General features: G+C 73.4%; 13 protein-coding genes and 1 pseudogene. 6 read left to right on the top strand and 8 right to left on the bottom strand.

The genetic code is table 11. The annotated features are described in order from the left end of the window. Nucleotides 1-494: pseudogene (locus EAD98_RS08275) on the top strand (hypothetical protein); the annotation flags it as partial. Nucleotides 495-543: 49 nt separating this feature from the next. Here EAD98_RS08275 and EAD98_RS08270 read toward each other — a convergent pair. From EAD98_RS08270 to EAD98_RS08250, 5 genes are all read right to left on the bottom strand, one after another. Continuing rightward, nucleotides 544-1,086 carry an ATPase gene (locus tag EAD98_RS08270; RefSeq protein WP_121653460.1) on the bottom strand — a complete coding sequence of 181 codons (543 nt, stop codon included), beginning with the start codon at nucleotides 1,084-1,086 and terminating at the stop codon, nucleotides 544-546. A gap of 126 nt (nucleotides 1,087-1,212) precedes the next feature. Next, nucleotides 1,213-1,659, bottom strand: a complete 447-nt coding sequence (locus EAD98_RS08265) for a response regulator (protein ID WP_121653459.1) — start codon at nucleotides 1,657-1,659, stop codon at nucleotides 1,213-1,215. A 68-nt stretch (nucleotides 1,660-1,727) separates the two neighbouring features. Then, the gene (locus EAD98_RS08260; protein ID WP_121653458.1) at nucleotides 1,728-2,075 is read right to left on the bottom strand and encodes an STAS domain-containing protein; all 348 of its coding nucleotides are present in this window, start codon (nucleotides 2,073-2,075) and stop codon (nucleotides 1,728-1,730) included. Between the two features lie 118 nt (nucleotides 2,076-2,193). Beyond that, nucleotides 2,194-3,231 carry a B12-binding domain-containing protein gene (locus tag EAD98_RS08255; RefSeq protein ID WP_121653457.1) on the bottom strand — a complete coding sequence of 346 codons (1,038 nt, stop codon included), beginning with the start codon at nucleotides 3,229-3,231 and terminating at the stop codon, nucleotides 2,194-2,196. Next, complete coding sequence (locus EAD98_RS08250) at nucleotides 3,228-4,994, bottom strand: PP2C family protein-serine/threonine phosphatase (protein WP_121653456.1); 1,767 nt, start codon at nucleotides 4,992-4,994, stop codon at nucleotides 3,228-3,230. The genes EAD98_RS08255 and EAD98_RS08250 overlap by 4 nt, the downstream gene beginning before the upstream one ends. 196 nt (nucleotides 4,995-5,190) lie before the next feature. On the opposite strand from EAD98_RS08250, the gene EAD98_RS08245 reads away from it, so the two are divergent. Continuing rightward, nucleotides 5,191-5,529: an STAS domain-containing protein gene (locus EAD98_RS08245; RefSeq protein ID WP_121653455.1), complete on the top strand. Its 339-nt coding sequence runs from the start codon at nucleotides 5,191-5,193 to the stop codon at nucleotides 5,527-5,529. A 78-nt stretch (nucleotides 5,530-5,607) separates the two neighbouring features. Here EAD98_RS08245 and EAD98_RS08240 read toward each other — a convergent pair whose 3' ends face one another. Beyond that, a complete protein-coding gene (locus tag EAD98_RS08240) occupies nucleotides 5,608-5,922 on the bottom strand; it encodes a hypothetical protein (RefSeq protein ID WP_121653454.1) in 315 nt (104 codons plus the stop codon). A gap of 200 nt (nucleotides 5,923-6,122) precedes the next feature. On the opposite strand from EAD98_RS08240, the gene EAD98_RS08235 reads away from it, so the two are divergent. The 3 genes from EAD98_RS08235 to EAD98_RS08225 all read left to right on the top strand — a co-directional run bounded on the left by EAD98_RS08235 (nucleotide 6,123) and on the right by EAD98_RS08225 (nucleotide 9,231). After that, on the top strand, nucleotides 6,123-7,100 hold the full coding sequence (locus EAD98_RS08235; RefSeq protein ID WP_121653453.1) for a DUF2267 domain-containing protein: 978 nt from the start codon (nucleotides 6,123-6,125) through the stop codon (nucleotides 7,098-7,100). Nucleotides 7,101-7,328: 228 nt separating this feature from the next. Beyond that, nucleotides 7,329-8,063, top strand: coding sequence for a spermidine synthase (locus EAD98_RS08230; protein WP_233583757.1), 735 nt, complete (start codon nucleotides 7,329-7,331; stop codon nucleotides 8,061-8,063). Nucleotides 8,064-8,151: 88 nt separating this feature from the next. Next, a complete protein-coding gene (locus EAD98_RS08225) occupies nucleotides 8,152-9,231 on the top strand; it encodes an AI-2E family transporter (protein WP_121653461.1) in 1,080 nt (359 codons plus the stop codon). Here the strand turns inward: EAD98_RS08225 and EAD98_RS08220 are convergent. Continuing rightward, entirely contained in the window at nucleotides 9,202-10,503 is a 1,302-nt protein-coding gene (locus EAD98_RS08220; protein WP_121653451.1) for an NAD(P)/FAD-dependent oxidoreductase, read from the bottom strand. The genes EAD98_RS08225 and EAD98_RS08220 overlap by 30 nt on opposite strands. 63 nt (nucleotides 10,504-10,566) lie before the next feature. Next, on the bottom strand, nucleotides 10,567-12,717 hold the full coding sequence (locus EAD98_RS08215) for a glycogen debranching N-terminal domain-containing protein (RefSeq protein WP_121653450.1): 2,151 nt from the start codon (nucleotides 12,715-12,717) through the stop codon (nucleotides 10,567-10,569). A gap of 118 nt (nucleotides 12,718-12,835) precedes the next feature. On the opposite strand from EAD98_RS08215, the gene EAD98_RS08210 reads away from it, so the two are divergent. Beyond that, nucleotides 12,836-14,266, top strand: a 1,431-nt coding sequence (locus EAD98_RS08210) for a M20/M25/M40 family metallo-hydrolase (protein ID WP_121653449.1), incomplete at its 3' end; no start/stop codon positions are given.

Genomic DNA, 14,266 nt, shown 5'->3' with positions numbered 1-14,266 from the left:
CCCCCACCCGCGCCGCCGTGCGCAAGGCGGCGAAGAAGCCCGTCAAGCCGCGCCGACCCCGACCGGTCGCCGGGCTCGACCAGGCCCAGATGGACAACGCCAAGATCATCGTTGACGTCGGGCTGGAGATGAAGATGCCGCGCCGGGCGCTGGTGGTGGCGCTGTCCACCGCCATGCAGGAGAGCAACCTCTACAACCTGGCCAGCTCCGTGCTGCCGGAATCTGCGCAGTACCCGAACCAGGGCAGCGGCTCCGACCACGACTCGGTCGGACTGTTCCAGCAGCGGCCCAGCAGCGGCTGGGGCACGGTGGCCGAGCTGATGCGCCCGTCGTACGCCGCGCGGGCCTTCTACGAGGCGCTCAACGAGATCCCCGGCTGGCAGGACATGAGCGTCACCGCCGCCGCCCAGGCCGTGCAGATCTCCGCCTTCCCCGACGCGTACGCCCAGCACGAGGAGCGGGCGACCACCGTCGCGGCGGCGCTCACCACCTGAGGCGGCAGCCAACGGCCCTGACGCGGCCGTGTGAGCCCGCAGCGGCGCGTCAGCGGCTGTGCGCACCGTCCCGCCCGGCCGGCGGCTCCAGGCCCACGTCCCGGCCACCGGCGGCCACCCGCGTCGCCGGTACGCCCGTGCCCGCCGCCGCGGTCGGGGTGTCCGCGGGCACCGGCTCGACGGCCACCCCGCCGAGGATCTCGTCCACCCGCTCCTCGCGCCGTCGGCGTGCCTGCAGCGCCGCCTCGAAGTCGCGCCGGGCCTGCATGGCCTCCGCGTACGCCCGCTCGCGTACCTGCCGGGCCTCCTCGCGGGCCTCGTCCAACTCGATCCGGGCCTGGGCCAGAATCTGGGCCGCCTCCCGCCGCACCGCGTCGCCGGCATGCCGGGTGCGCGCGGCGTCGCCCAGATCCAGCCGCTGGAGCAGCCCGCTGAGCCAGGTCGCCTCCTCGCGGATCTCGTCCCAGACCCGGGCGGTCCCGGCGGCGCCCTCCGCCCGCGCCGCGAGCCGGGACAACCGGATCCCCAGCTCATCCAGGCAGGAATCCACCTGCCGCTGGTCGTAACCGGTCTCAACGACGGAGAACCTCATACTGTCGCCCCCCCAGGCAGCTGCTGTTACTTCCCCACCTGGATCCTCGACCGCGACCGGAGCGACCGGGGGTGTTCGGGAAAATTGTTCAGCATGCGAGCGAGCGGAGGGTTCCGCCCCGGGAGGTCAGGTGCGTTTCGGCAGCACGACCACCCGGCCGAAGAACTCGTCGATACGACGCACCACGTCGTTGAAGTCGTCGAGGTCGATCGGCTTGGTGACGTACGCGTTGGCCTGCAACGTGTAGCTGCCCACGATGTCGGTGTCCGCGTTCGAGGTGGTCAGCACCACGATGGGGATGGTCCGCAGATCCTCGTCCTGCTTGACCGCGCCGAGCACCTGCCGGCCGTCCATCCGGGGCATGTTCAGGTCCAGCAGGATGACGTCCGGCCGGCGCGCCTCCACGTGCCGCCCCTCGGCGCGCAGGAACTCCATCGCCTCCTCGCCGTCGCTCACCACGTCGATGACCTTGTCCACGTCGGAGTCCGCCAACGCTTCCTCGATCATCAGCACGTCGCCCGGGTCGTCGTCCACCACCAGGATGCGTACTGGATTTGGGCTGTCTGCGCCCATCACTACCTGCCTCGGATCAGCGGGGACGGGACCAGAAGGTCACCGTGTTGGCGGGGAAATCTAGCCCATCAGGAAGCAGCGTGGGACGCCGGGTCGACGGTGTCCGGTTGGTAGTGCAACACGTCGGCGAGGCCGGTGACCCGCAACACCCGCTCGACCCGCCCGGTGGCGCCGGTGAGCCGCAACCAGCCACCCGCGGCGGCCGCCCGGTTGTCACCGCGAACGAACACGGCCATCCCGGTGGAGTCGCAGAAGGTGAGGTCGGTGAGGTCGAGCAGGATGCGGCTCTCGCCCGCGTCGGCGAGCCGGTCGATCGCGGCGGCCAGCTCGGGGGCGGTGCTCAGGTCCAGCTCACCGGAGAGCCGCAGGCAGTGGCCGTCGCCGTCGCGCCCGGCGTACCTGACGCTGAACGTCACCGTGCTCTCCCTTCGCTCCACCGCTGGGGTGGGACGTTTGCAGTGCGGCAAGTATAAGCAGGGGTGTGCCGCCCAGCGATGGCGCGGTGATCGACAGGGGGGCGCCGCGGGCTGGCGATCAGCGGGCGGCGCCGAGCAGCGCGGCCCGGCCCAGGGTCAGCGCCCGCACGGCCCGGGGGAAGTCGCGCAACACGGTGGCGCAGTGTGCCAGGGGCAGGTCCACCGCGGCGGCGGGCACCGACCGGCTGGTCAGGATCCCCGTCAGCCACTCCACGAACTCAGTGAACAGCGAGGCGTCGTCGACGTAGAGCGCGGCGGCCAGAAAGTCGACGATGTGGCCCAGGTCGCTCACGGTCGAGTCGAGCTGGGCGGCCGTGTAGGCCCGCGTCGCCGGCACCCGCTCGCGCAGGTCGGCCAGCGCGCCGTCGATCAGCTCAGCCCGGCGCCGGACCAGGCTGGCGTACTCGTCGTCGGCCAGGTGCGACAGCTGCGCCGGCGGCACCCGACGCAGCGCCCGCTCGTCGGCGATCAGCTCGGCAGCCGCCGGCGCGTCCGCCGCCCACGGCACACCGAGCCGGCGTGCCCACCGGCCGTCCGCACCGAACCCGCGCCCGCCGACCACCACCGGCACGTCCGAGCGGCGGCACGCCTCGATCATGCGGTGGGCGTGCGGCAGCCGTACCGGCAGCGCGCAGGCCAACGCCACCGCGTGCGCGTCGTGCTGGTGCAGGTACGACACCAGGTGCGCCGCCGGGACGCTCGCGCCCAGAAAGGTCACCTGCCATCCGCGCAGCCGCAGCACCTCGGCCACCAGCCGGGGCGGCAACGCGTGCCACTCACCGTCCATGCAGGCCACGACGACCCGCCCGCCGGTCGGGCGCGGGTTGGCGTGCGCGGCGACCGCCGCCACCACCCGCTCGCTGATGTGGGTGGCCGCGTGCTCCTGGGCGACGCTCCACTCGTTGCGCGCCCACCGCTCGCCCACCTCCGACTGGGCCGGCGCGACCAGGTCGAGGAGCACCCGCTCGGCCGGCAGGCCCGCGTCGAGCAGGCCGAGCGCCACGTCGACCGCGCCGTACTCGTCGGCGTCGGCGAGGTGCTCCAGATAGCCGGGGTAGACGTCGGTCAGGTCGGCTGCGGTGGAGGGCGCGGTCACGCTCCGGTCTCCCTCTGCTGGTCGGGGTCGGCCGGTGCGGGAACGGCGTGCAGGTGCCGCGACGGTCGTCCGCTCGGGCCGACCGCGCGCAGCGCCAGCACCGCGATGTCGTCGTGGTCGCCGTGCGCCAGCCAGTCGCAGGTGACCTGCTCGACCCGCTCGGCCAGCGCCGGCGCGGGCATCCGCTGGCAGCCGGTGAGCGCGGTGACGAGCCGCTCCGGGCCGAACTGCTCGTCGCCACGGCGGCCACCACGGGCCTCGGTCACCCCGTCGCTGTAGAGCAGGCAGGTCTCGCCCGGGGCCAGCCGGACGGTCACCTCGCCGACGCGCTGGTCCGGCACCACGCCGATGAGCATGCCGCGCAGCGGCACGGTCTCCACCTCGCCGGACACGCGCAGCACCAGCGGCGGCAGGTGCCCGCCGCCGGCCAGGGTGAGGGTGAGACCACCCTCGCGCTCCGGCCGGGCGACGCCGAGCACGATCGTGGCGAACCGGCCCTGGCCGTGCGCCTGGGTCGTCTCCAGCAGCGCGTCGTTGAGCAGCCGCAGCAGCCGCCCGGGGTGGGACTCCACCCGGTGCAGGGCCTGGAGGCACTGGCGCAGCTGGCCGGTGAAGACCGCCGCCTCGACGCCCTTGCCCGAGACGTCGCCGAGGAAGAACAGCGAGCCGCCGTCGGCGAGCCGGTGCGAGCCGTAGAAGTCGCCGCCGATCCGCAGCCCCGCCTGCGCCGGCCGGTACGCCGTGCCCCACTGCACGCCGGCGGTCTCGGCCGGCTCTACCGGCAGCAGGCTGGCCTGAAGGGTGTCGGCCACCTCCGCCTGGTCGCGGTAGAGCAGCGCGGTGGTCAACGCCGCTCCAGCCCGGGCCGCGAAGGCGCGGATCAGCTCCACGTCGTCCTCGTCGTACGGGCGGGTGGCGCGGCGGGCCACCAGCAGCACCCCGACCGGGGTGTCGCCGCCGGGCAGCGGGACGACCCGGGCGGCGCTCTCGACGCCGGGGAGGCCGGGCAGCCACCCCGCGTCGACCGCCTGTTCCACCAGCCAGTCCACCGCGTGCGGCTCGATGCCGGTCAGCCCGTCGGCGATGGCCGTGGGCAGATCGCCGCCGGCCAGCACGCCGCTGTCCACCATCGGCGTCTCGTCGTCCACCCGCGAGGCCCGCCACCAGCGGGCCCGTCCCGAGCGCGGGGCGAGCACCAGGACGGCCACCTCGGCCAGCGACGGCACGGTGAGCCGGACGACCGCCGCGGCGGCGCGGTCGGGGTGCAGAGGGTTGCCCAGCTTGTCGCCCACCACGGCCAGGAAGGCCGAGCGGGCCCGCTCGGCGAGGAGCGCGTCGGCACGGCTGACGCTCTCGGTGACGTCCTCGACGTACCAGCAGCAGCGGCCGCCGGAGAGGGGCACGCAGCGGGCGGTGAGCCGGCGTCCGCGATGCGTGAAGGCCCCCGGAATCCCGTCGCTCATCCCGGGTACGCCGGCCGCGGCGAGCAGCTCGCCGGGCACCACGTCGGGCAGCAACCGCACGGCCACCGGGCTGATGTGCCGCACGACACCGTCGGCGTCGCAGACGACCAGACCCTCACGGAAGTGCTCGACGACCTCGGACCAGTCGGGCGGGACCTGACCGCGGTCGGGGGCCAGCGGCGGCAGGGCGGCCGTCGGCCGGACCGGCGCGGCGGCGGACCACGCCGGGGCCCGTCTGGTACTCGGCGTGGAGATCCGTCCGTCGCCCGGGTCGAAGTCCCTGACGTCGGCAGCAGTCACCAGCTGAGCCTCACTCCTTGTCGTCCGCGACCCGCACCGGAACCGGCGTCCGTGGTCAGTACTGTTCCGCCACCCTACGCCGGGCGGCCGGAAGCGGCACCTCACGGCAGTTGGGAGGCCCGGTCGTCGGCCCACCGACCGGCGCGTTCCGACCCCCTGGATTTGCGTTCGGTCCGTCTGCTGCGAACATAACGGGATGGCCCCACAGCTGTTGACCATCGAGGTGAGCCGGCTCGATGGCGGACACGTTCGGCTGCGGCTGGCCGGCGACCTCGACTACGACAGCGCGCCCGACCTGGTCGCGGTGGCGGCCGAGCTGCGCGGCGGCGACCACCAGCAGTTGACGGTCGACCTGGCCGGCGTGGGCCTCTGCGACTCGTCCGGGCTCAGCGCCCTGCTCATGGTGCGCCGCGCCGCCGGGACGATCCGGCTGACCGGGGTCAGCCCGCAGCTCCAACGGCTGCTGGACCGCACCGGGCTGACTGAGCTGCTGACCGTGGAACACGCCGAGGACGACCTGCGCGCGATCGGCTGATCGGCGCACAGCGGGCCGCCCCCGGAAAGGGGGGTGGCCCCCGACCCTGGGACCTGGGGTCGGGGGCCGGAGGAATGTCTAGGGCGCGGTCATCGGCTGGAGCCGGGGGCCGCTCTCGCGAAGCTCGCCGGGCGGCGCGGGGTCGGCGTCCTCGGGGGTCCCCGAATCGGGCGTCTGGTACAGATAGCGGACGAAATCCCCACCGGACTCGTTGTCGTCCGCGCCCGGCCACTGGCCGATGCAGTCCATGCCGACCACTTCGCGGCCGGTCCCGTCGGCCTCCTCCAGCAGCGCCCACAGGCTCACCGCGTAACACCGGGTGGCGTCGGGCGTGAGCTGCCAGCGGGCGTACCAACCGGGTCGGGCGGGGACGATCTCGACGATCTGTTTCATGACGACCTTCCTTCCGCGTACCTCGGAAGAACTCCGGTCCTGAACTGATCCTGCGGGCCGGGCGGGTGAGCGCCCATCACCCGCCCCGGATGAAGCCCGGCGATGCCCGGCCGGCCCGTCCCGGCAGCGTTCGTTTCGGTGCCCGGGACGGCGGGAAGGCGACGGACGCAGGCACGATCCCCAGCGGAAGGGGTGTCACCATGCGCAAGCAGATGGAGGGCGACAACCAGCGGCGCCGGGCGATGGCCCGGCAGGCCCGCGAACAGGGTCGTCAGCCCAGTGAGTTCGGTGCCAGCCTGAGCGCGTCCAAGCAGCTCACGAGCCTCGATCAGGGCAAGCGGGCCGGACCGGCCGCGGCCGGACACCGGAAACAGGACAGCACGCGCGGTGGACCGGCTCCGCCGCCGCTCGGCGTGCCGGACAATCCCCGGCCGCAGCCGTCCCCACCGGTCGGCGCGGCGGGCACCAGCACCCTGGGCTATCACGAGCTGGTCGATGAGGTCCGGCGTCGGGCCGGGGTCGACTTCAAGACGGCCAAGGTCGGCACCGAGGCGACCGTGCTGGTCCTCGCCTTCGCACTGGAGGCCGCGGAACGGCAGCGGCTGCTCACGGCGGTGCCGACCTCACTGCACGACGTGCTGCCCGTCGACGGCGTCGAGCGACACCGCGACCTGCCCGGCTTCCTGGCCGAGGTGGGCCGGATCAGCGGCCGTACCCCGGAGCAGGCCCGCTACCAGGCGGAGGCGACGCTCGCCGCGCTCGCCGCGCAGGACGGCGACCTGGTCGAGTCGCTGCACGTGCCCGACGGCCTGCGGGACCTGTTGAACCCGCCCGAGGCCGGTGGTGGCCTCATCGGCGCCTCCACCACCACACCCACCCTGGACGCGGCCGAGCTGCGGGCGGCGCTGGACGACCTGCCGTACTGGGCCGGCGACAGCGACGCCCTGTACCGGGTGGTCGCCCTGCCGCCGGACAACCTGGACCGGGTGCTCGACCGGCTCGACCAGCTGCGCGAGGAGACCGGACGCGCGCCGAGCATCGGGCGCCCCGGAGGCACGGCCGCGGTGCTGACCGTGCGGACCAACCAGGCGGACGGGGTGACCGCGCTCGACGTGGACCTCGCCCACCGGATCGACGACGCGATCGACGAGGTGGGCGCCGGGATGGCCGGCGGCTGACCGGCACAGCGGCGCGCACGCGGGCCGGCGGACGTGGGGGCACCTCGCGCCGCCGGCCCGCCCGCTGGTGCCGAGTCGGCCGGGCCGGCGTCGCGCGCCTGGCCGGGGCCGGCCCGGCTCGCCGGGCCACGGGCGGCGTGCTCCGGCCGCTCAGTTAGCGTGCCGGACATGAAGCGCGCCGCCGACCGGCTGGAACTGGTCGCCGATCCGGTTCGCCGGACCGGGCGGATGCTGCTCTCCGGCGGCGTCGAGCAGTCGTACGTGGACGTCGAGGATCCTCGGCACCTGCACTTCGAGTACGTCCGGCGGATCGCCTCAGCCGTGGACCTCGCAGCCCCGGCGGGCGACCCGCTGAACGTGCTGCACCTGGGCGGCGGCGCGCTGACGCTGCCCCGTTGGCTGGCCGCCACCCGGCCCGGCTCTGCGCAGCGCGTCATCGAGCGGGACCCGGCGGTGGTCGAACTGGTCGCCCGGGAGCTGCCAGCGCTGCCGCCCGACGTGGAGGTGGAGGTCGCCGACGCCCGGGAGGCGGTCGTCGCCAGCCCGCCCGGCCGGTACGACCTGGTGGTCGCCGACATCTACCGGGCGGCCCGGATGCCACGACACGTGCGGACCGTGGAGTTCGCCGCCGAGGTGGCCCGCACCCTGCGCCCGGACGGGCTGTACCTGGTCAACGTCACCGACCTGCCGCCACTGGTCGGCACCCGCGTACAGGTGGCGACGCTGCGGGCGGTCTTCGGCGACGTGTGCGTGCTCGGCGACCGGCGGATGCTGCGCGGCCGGCGCTACGGCAACCTGGTGCTCGCCGCGACACCCCGGCCCGGCGGGCTGCCGGTCGGCCGGCTGGCAGTGGCCGCCCTGCGCGACCCGGTGCCCGGCGGTCTGCTGCACGCCGCCGCGCTGGACGGTTTCGTCGCCGGCGCCCGACCGGTCGCGGACGCCGACAACCCCGCACCGAAATGATCCCCTGACGCTGGGCCGACCCGCACACCACCGGGTGATCCAATGCGTGCGCGGGTTTCCGGAGGTGACCGTGGGGAAGCCGCGCCGGATGAGCAACGCCGACACGCGGGCGACCGCACGCCGGACGCTGATCGTGATCGGTCTGGTGCTGGCGACCGCGTTCGCGCTGGCCTTCGTGTACGCGACCCGCCGGGTGCTGGTCTGGGCCGTGGTGGCCGCCTTCTTCGCCGTCGCGCTCAAGCCGCTGGTGGACCGGCTCCAACGCCGGTTCGTGCGGCGGCGGGCGTTGGCCACGCTGCTGGTGTTCCTCGCCGCATTCGTGGTGCTGGCGATCCTGGCCGCGGTCATCCTGACACCGCTGATCAGCGAGCTGGGCCGGTTCGCCGAGCGGGCGCCGGAGCTGCTGCGCGACGCGCGCGCCGGCCGGGGCCCGCTGGGGAACCTGGTGGAGCGCACCGGCGCCCGGCGGTACGTGTCCGAACATTCCGAACAGCTCCGTACCTTCGGCACCCGGCTGCGCGAGCCGGCGGTCGGCGTGCTGCGCGGCGTCGTGGAGACGGTCGCCGGGCTGGTCACGGTCATCGTGCTGGCGTACCTCATGGTGCTGGAGGCGCCGCGGATCACCAGCCGCGTGCTCGCGGCGGCCGGGGACGGCCAGCGCGAGCGGTTGCGCCGGGTGGGCCGCGAGGTGTCGCGGGCCGTCACCGGCTACCTCACCGGCAACCTGGTGATCAGCGTGATCTGCGGTGTGTTGACCTTCGTGGTGCTCGCTCTCACCGGGGTGCCGTTCGCCGCCGTGATCGCCCTGCTGGTGGCGGTCGCCGACCTGATACCGCTGGTCGGGGCGACGTTGGGAGCGGTGATAGCGGCCGGGGCCGGTTTCCTGCACTCCCCCACCGCCGGCGTGGTGGTGCTCGTCTTCTTCGTGGTCTATCAGCAGGTGGAGAACCATCTGCTCCAGCCGCTCATCCTGGCCCGCGCGGTCCGGCTGAACCCGCTGACCGTGCTGGTCAGCGTGCTCCTCGCGGCGGAGCTGGCCGGCCTGCTCGGCGCCCTGCTGGCCATCCCCGCCGCCGGCATCGTCCAGACCCTGCTGCGCGAGTACGGCCCGGCCCGGCTGCGCCCCGACCCGCCGGCGTCAGCGGGACCGGGCCGCGACCTCGGGTGAGGTGCTCTCCAGCGGGACCGCGTTCGCCGGGACCAGGCCGAGCTGGACCGCCGGCCGGGTCAGCGTGGCGTCCAGCGCCCAGTCGGCGCTGACCCGCGTCCGGTTACCGGGCATCGCCATCAGGTGGTACGCGCGGGTGACCGCCTTCGCGGGCAGCCCGGCCAACGGCACGTGCAACGGGTTCGCCGCCGCGGCCTTGCCGCCCAGGTCGACCACCCAGCCCAGATCGTGGTGCTTGTACGGCTTGCGCTGACCGAACCCGTACGACGCGGCGATGTTGTGCGCCACGCGCTTGCCCTGCCGCTGGGCGTGCTGGGCGGTCATCGTGCAGACCTGGCCGGGGCGGGTCAGGTCGGGCACCGCCGCGGCGTCGCCGCAGGCGTACACCTCGGGATAGCCGGGGACGGTGAGGAACTCGTCGACCACCAGGCGGCCCTTCTCGGTCCGCAGGCCCAGCTCGCTGACGAACGGGTCGGGGCGCACCCCCACACACCAGACCAGGGTGCAGGTCGGCACGTACTCGCCGTCGGTGAGCTTCACCCCGTCGGCGGTCGCCTCGGCCACCGAGGTGCCCATCCGCACGTCCACCCCGCGCCGGTCGAGCACCTTGTGCGCGGTCTGCGACATCCGCTTGTCCAGCTCCGGCAGCACCCGGGGGGCGATGTCGAGCAGCATCCAGCGGGGACGGACCGTGAGCCGGGGCCGCTGGGCCTGCAACGCGTCGGTGAACAGCTGCCCGTGCGCGGCGACCTCGGTGCCGGTGTAGCCCGCGCCGACCACCACGAAGGTGGACCGGGCCCGCTGCTCGGCCGGGTCCTCGGCCTGTTCGGCCAACTCGATCTGGCGGATCACGTGGTCGTGCAGGAAGACCGCCTCGGGCAGGCCACGGAAGCCGTGCGCGTACTCGGTCACCCCGGGGATGGGCAGCAGCTTGTTGACGCTGCCCACGGCGAGCACGAGCCGGTCGTACGCCAGCCGGTTCTGGTCCCCCTCCGGCTGCGTGAAGCCCACCCAGCGGTTCTGCAGGTCCACGTGGTCCGCCTCGCCGATCACGACCCGCACACCCTTGAGCGTCCCGGTCAGCGGCACCGCGATCCGCTTGGGCTCGACCACACCGGCGGCCACCTCGGGCAGCAACGGCAGGTAGAGGAAGTAGTCGGTGGAGTTCAGCAGCACGATCTCGGCCCGGTCCCGGGCGAGGCGGCTCAACGTCTTCGCCGCGTGGTAACCGGCGAACCCGGCCCCCACGATCACCACACGAGGTTTCGTCATTGCGGCCCGTTTCCCGCCGAAGCCCGGGACAAACGTCGAACGCGGCTGCCCGTCGGGCCGTCCTCAGCTCGGCTGGAGCCAAACGTGCCCGCTGGTGCCCACCGCCTCCACCCCCCACTCCCGGCCGAAGGCCCGCACCCGATCGGCGGTGACCCGGCCCAGTTCGGCCGGGATGTCCGGGTCGAGCAATAGCCGTCCCTGCTGCGGGTTCACGCCGAGCATGGCCCGGACCAGTGCCAGCGGAGCGCCCGCCGCCCAGGCCTGCGGGCTGCACGCGGTCGGGTACGGCACGGCGAACAGCAGCCGGTCCCGCTCATAGCCGCTGAGCGCCTCCGGCAGCCGGTGACCGAACTGCTCGGCCGCGTCGAACATCGCCAGGCTGATCCGGTTCGCCTCCGCCCGATAGCCGTAGCGTGCCAGGCCGAGCACGGCGATCGAGTTGTCGTGCGGCCAGACCGTGCCGAGGTGGTAGCCGAGGGCGTTGTAGAGGTTCTCCTCCCGGGAGAGCGTGCGGATGCCCCAACCGGAGAACATGTCCGGCGACATGAGCTGGCGCACCACGGCGTCGGCCCGCTCGGGTGGCACGATCCCGCTCCACAGCAGGTGACCCATGTTGGAGGTCTTGGAATCGACCTGGTTCTTGTCGCCGTCCAGGGCGACCGCGTAGTAACCGCCCCGCTCCTCGATCCAGAAGTCCCGGTTGAACCGCTCGTACAGGGTGCCGGCCTCGTCGCGCAGCCGTTGTGCCAGGGCCGGGTTGTCCAACGGCCCGTCGAACAACTCGGCCATCCGCAGCTTCGAGTCGTAGGTGTAGCCCTGGAGGTCGCAGGTGGCCAGCGGGAGCACCGGGATGCGGCCGTCGGCGAAGCAGACACCGTCCGGGGAGTCCCGCCAGCACTGGTTGCCCAGCCCCTCGGGCGAGCGGGTGGCGTACTCGACGTAGCCGTCGCCGTCGCGGTCGCCGTACTCGTCGATCCAGCCCAACGCGGCCAGTGCGTTGTCCCGCAGGCGCTGGACGGTCTCGTCGTCGCCGGTCCAGCGCCAGTACTCGGAGAGCAGGATCAACCAGAGCTGGGTGGCGTCGGCGGTGCCGTAGTACGGGCCGTACGGCTTGGCGCCGGTGCGGGTCAACTCGCCGCTGCGCACCTCGTGCAGAATCTTGCCGGGCTCCTCGTCGGTGAAGTCGTCGCACGTGTCGCCCTGAAGCCGGGCCAGCGCCAGCAGCGTTCCCTTGGCCAGCGCCGGTCCGGCGACCAGCGTCTGGTACGCGCTGATCAACGTGTCCCGGCCGAAGACGGTGAGGAACCAGGGCAGCCCCGCACCGGGCAGCATGATCCGCTGGCCCTTGACCTCCAGGTCCAGCCGCAGCGCGGACAGGTCGTCACGAGACTGGCGCACGGTGCGCTCCAGCGCCTGGTTGTCGCTGCGCAGCACGGCCCGGTCCTCGGTCCAACGCCGCAGCGGGTCGTTGGCGCGGCGGTGGACGACGTCGCCGATGTCGCCGCGGACCGGCTCGACCACCCCCATGCCGTACGGCAGTGGCACGTGCAGGTCCACCTTCCACCCCTCGCCACGGCTCAGGTCCAGCTCCCACACCAGCTCGTCGCCCTCGACACGGTCCGCCGGAATCGAGCAGCAGACCCGGGTCTGCGCCGAGAAGTCCCCGTGCTGGTAGGAGAAGCACAGCTCGGAGCCGTCGGCGGCGTGGTTCCGGGTGATCTCCGCGGACCGGTCCCGGACCACCGACTTGACCTCGAACAGGTCGGCGAAGTCGACGTCGACGGCCAGCCGCAGCTCCACGCGGACCGGCTCCGGCCGAAACGACACCAGCTCCAGCCGCTCGTGGAAGCCGTCACCGACGTAGCGGAGCCGCCGGACGCCCAGGCTGTTCGGAGGCAGCCCGGGCAGCTCGGAGTTGGTGAGCACGTACTGCGCGGAGTAGTGGTCGATGGTCGCGGCGCGCAGCACCAGCAGCTCACCGCCGTTGATGGTCAACGTCCAGCCGCTGACCAGTCTGGTGTCCAGGTGGACGAGCCCGCCGATGCTGCCCGGCGGCACGTCGCCGGAGGGGTTGGAGTACATGAACGTGGGTCCGCTGAGCACGGCGAGCGAGTCGGGCCCCAGCTCGGGCGGTATCGCCCGTTGATCACCGGTCCCGGCCCCCTCGAGCAGGCCGGGGGTGGGGTCGGCAGGGGTCGCGCGCACGGCAGCCATGCCACCCACCGTAGGAAGGGTGGACACCGGGTGTCATCACCCGGTCCGGGTGAAAGCCACGGAACATCCACGTCCGGTGATATGGACAGGGACCACCATCGATGGGGAGGATGCCGGAATGGGATCTGACGACACCGGCGACCGACCCACGAGGTCCACTCGCCGCACCTTCCTGTCCGCATCGGCCGCCGCCACCGCGGCGACCGCCGCCACCGTGGCGGTGCCCGCGCTCGCCGCGCCGGCCACCGCCGACTCCGCACCGTCCGGCCCGGGCCGCCCGCTGCGCCCGCAGCGCCCCGACCATGAACTGCGCGACCTGCTCCGCCAGGTCGATCGGCGGCGGATCGAGGCGATCGTCCGACGGCTGGCCGCGTTCGGCACCCGGCACACCCTCTCCAGCCAGGACGACCCGCAGCGGGGCATCGGCGCCGCCCGCGACTGGATCTTCGCCCGCCTCCAGGAGTACGCGGCGACCTCCGGTGGCCGGATGACCGTGGAGCTCCAGTCGTACATCCAGCAGCCGGCGTCGCGGATCCCCACCGCGACCCGGATCACCAACGTGGTGGCCACCCTGCGCGGAACGACCTCGCCGAACCGCACCTACGTGGTGACCGGCCACTACGACTCCCGGGTCTCCGACGTGATGGACGCGGTCAGCGACTCGCCCGGCGCCGACGACGACGCCTCGGGGGTGGCCGTGGTCATGGAGCTGGCCCGGCTGATGGCCACCCGCCCCACCGCCGCCACCGTCGTCTTCGCCGCGGTCGCCGCCGAGGAGCAGGGGCTGTACGGCTCGGCGTACCTGGCTCAGCAGCTCAAGGCGGCCGGCGCGGACGTCCAGGGCATGTTCAGCGACGACATCGTCGGCAGCAGCACGGCCGACGACGGCACCCGCGACCCGTACGCGGTGCGACTGTTCGCCGAGGGCGTGCCGACGGCGGAGACCCCGGCGGAGGCGAGCACGCGGCAGTCCGTCGGCGGCGAGAACGACTCGTCGTCGCGGCAGCTCGCCCGGTTCGTGCGGGACGTGGCGGAGAACGACGCCACCGGGATGCGGGTGCGGGTCATCTACCGGCGGGACCGCTACCTGCGCGGCAGCGACCACATCTCGTTCCTGCGGGAGGGCTGGCCGGCGGCGCGGTTCACCGAGCCGAACGAGGACTTCGCCCACCAGCACCAGGACATCCGGGTGGAGGACGGGCAGCAGTTCGGTGACCTGCCGGAGTTCTGCGACTTCGCGTACATCGCCCGGGTGGCCCGGGTCAACGGCGCGGCGCTGTGGTCGCTGGCCCAGGCGCCCGGCACGCCCAAGGGCGCCATCATCGTGACCACCGACCTGACCAACAACACCACGCTGCGCTGGCAGCGCGGCACCGAGCCGGACCTGGCCGGCTACGAGGTGCTGTGGCGCGAGACCACCGCCGCCGAGTGGCAGCGGGTGATCCCGGTCGGCGACGTCACCCAGGTCAGCATCGACCTGTCCAAGGACAACGTCTTCTTCGGCATCCGCGCCGTAGGCCGCGACGGCCTCCGCAGCCCAGTAGCCTTC

Source organism: Micromonospora sp. CV4 (assembly GCF_003667455.1).
Lineage (GTDB): Bacteria > Actinomycetota > Actinomycetes > Mycobacteriales > Micromonosporaceae > Micromonospora.
This window is presented reverse-complemented; position numbering and strand designations above follow the sequence as displayed.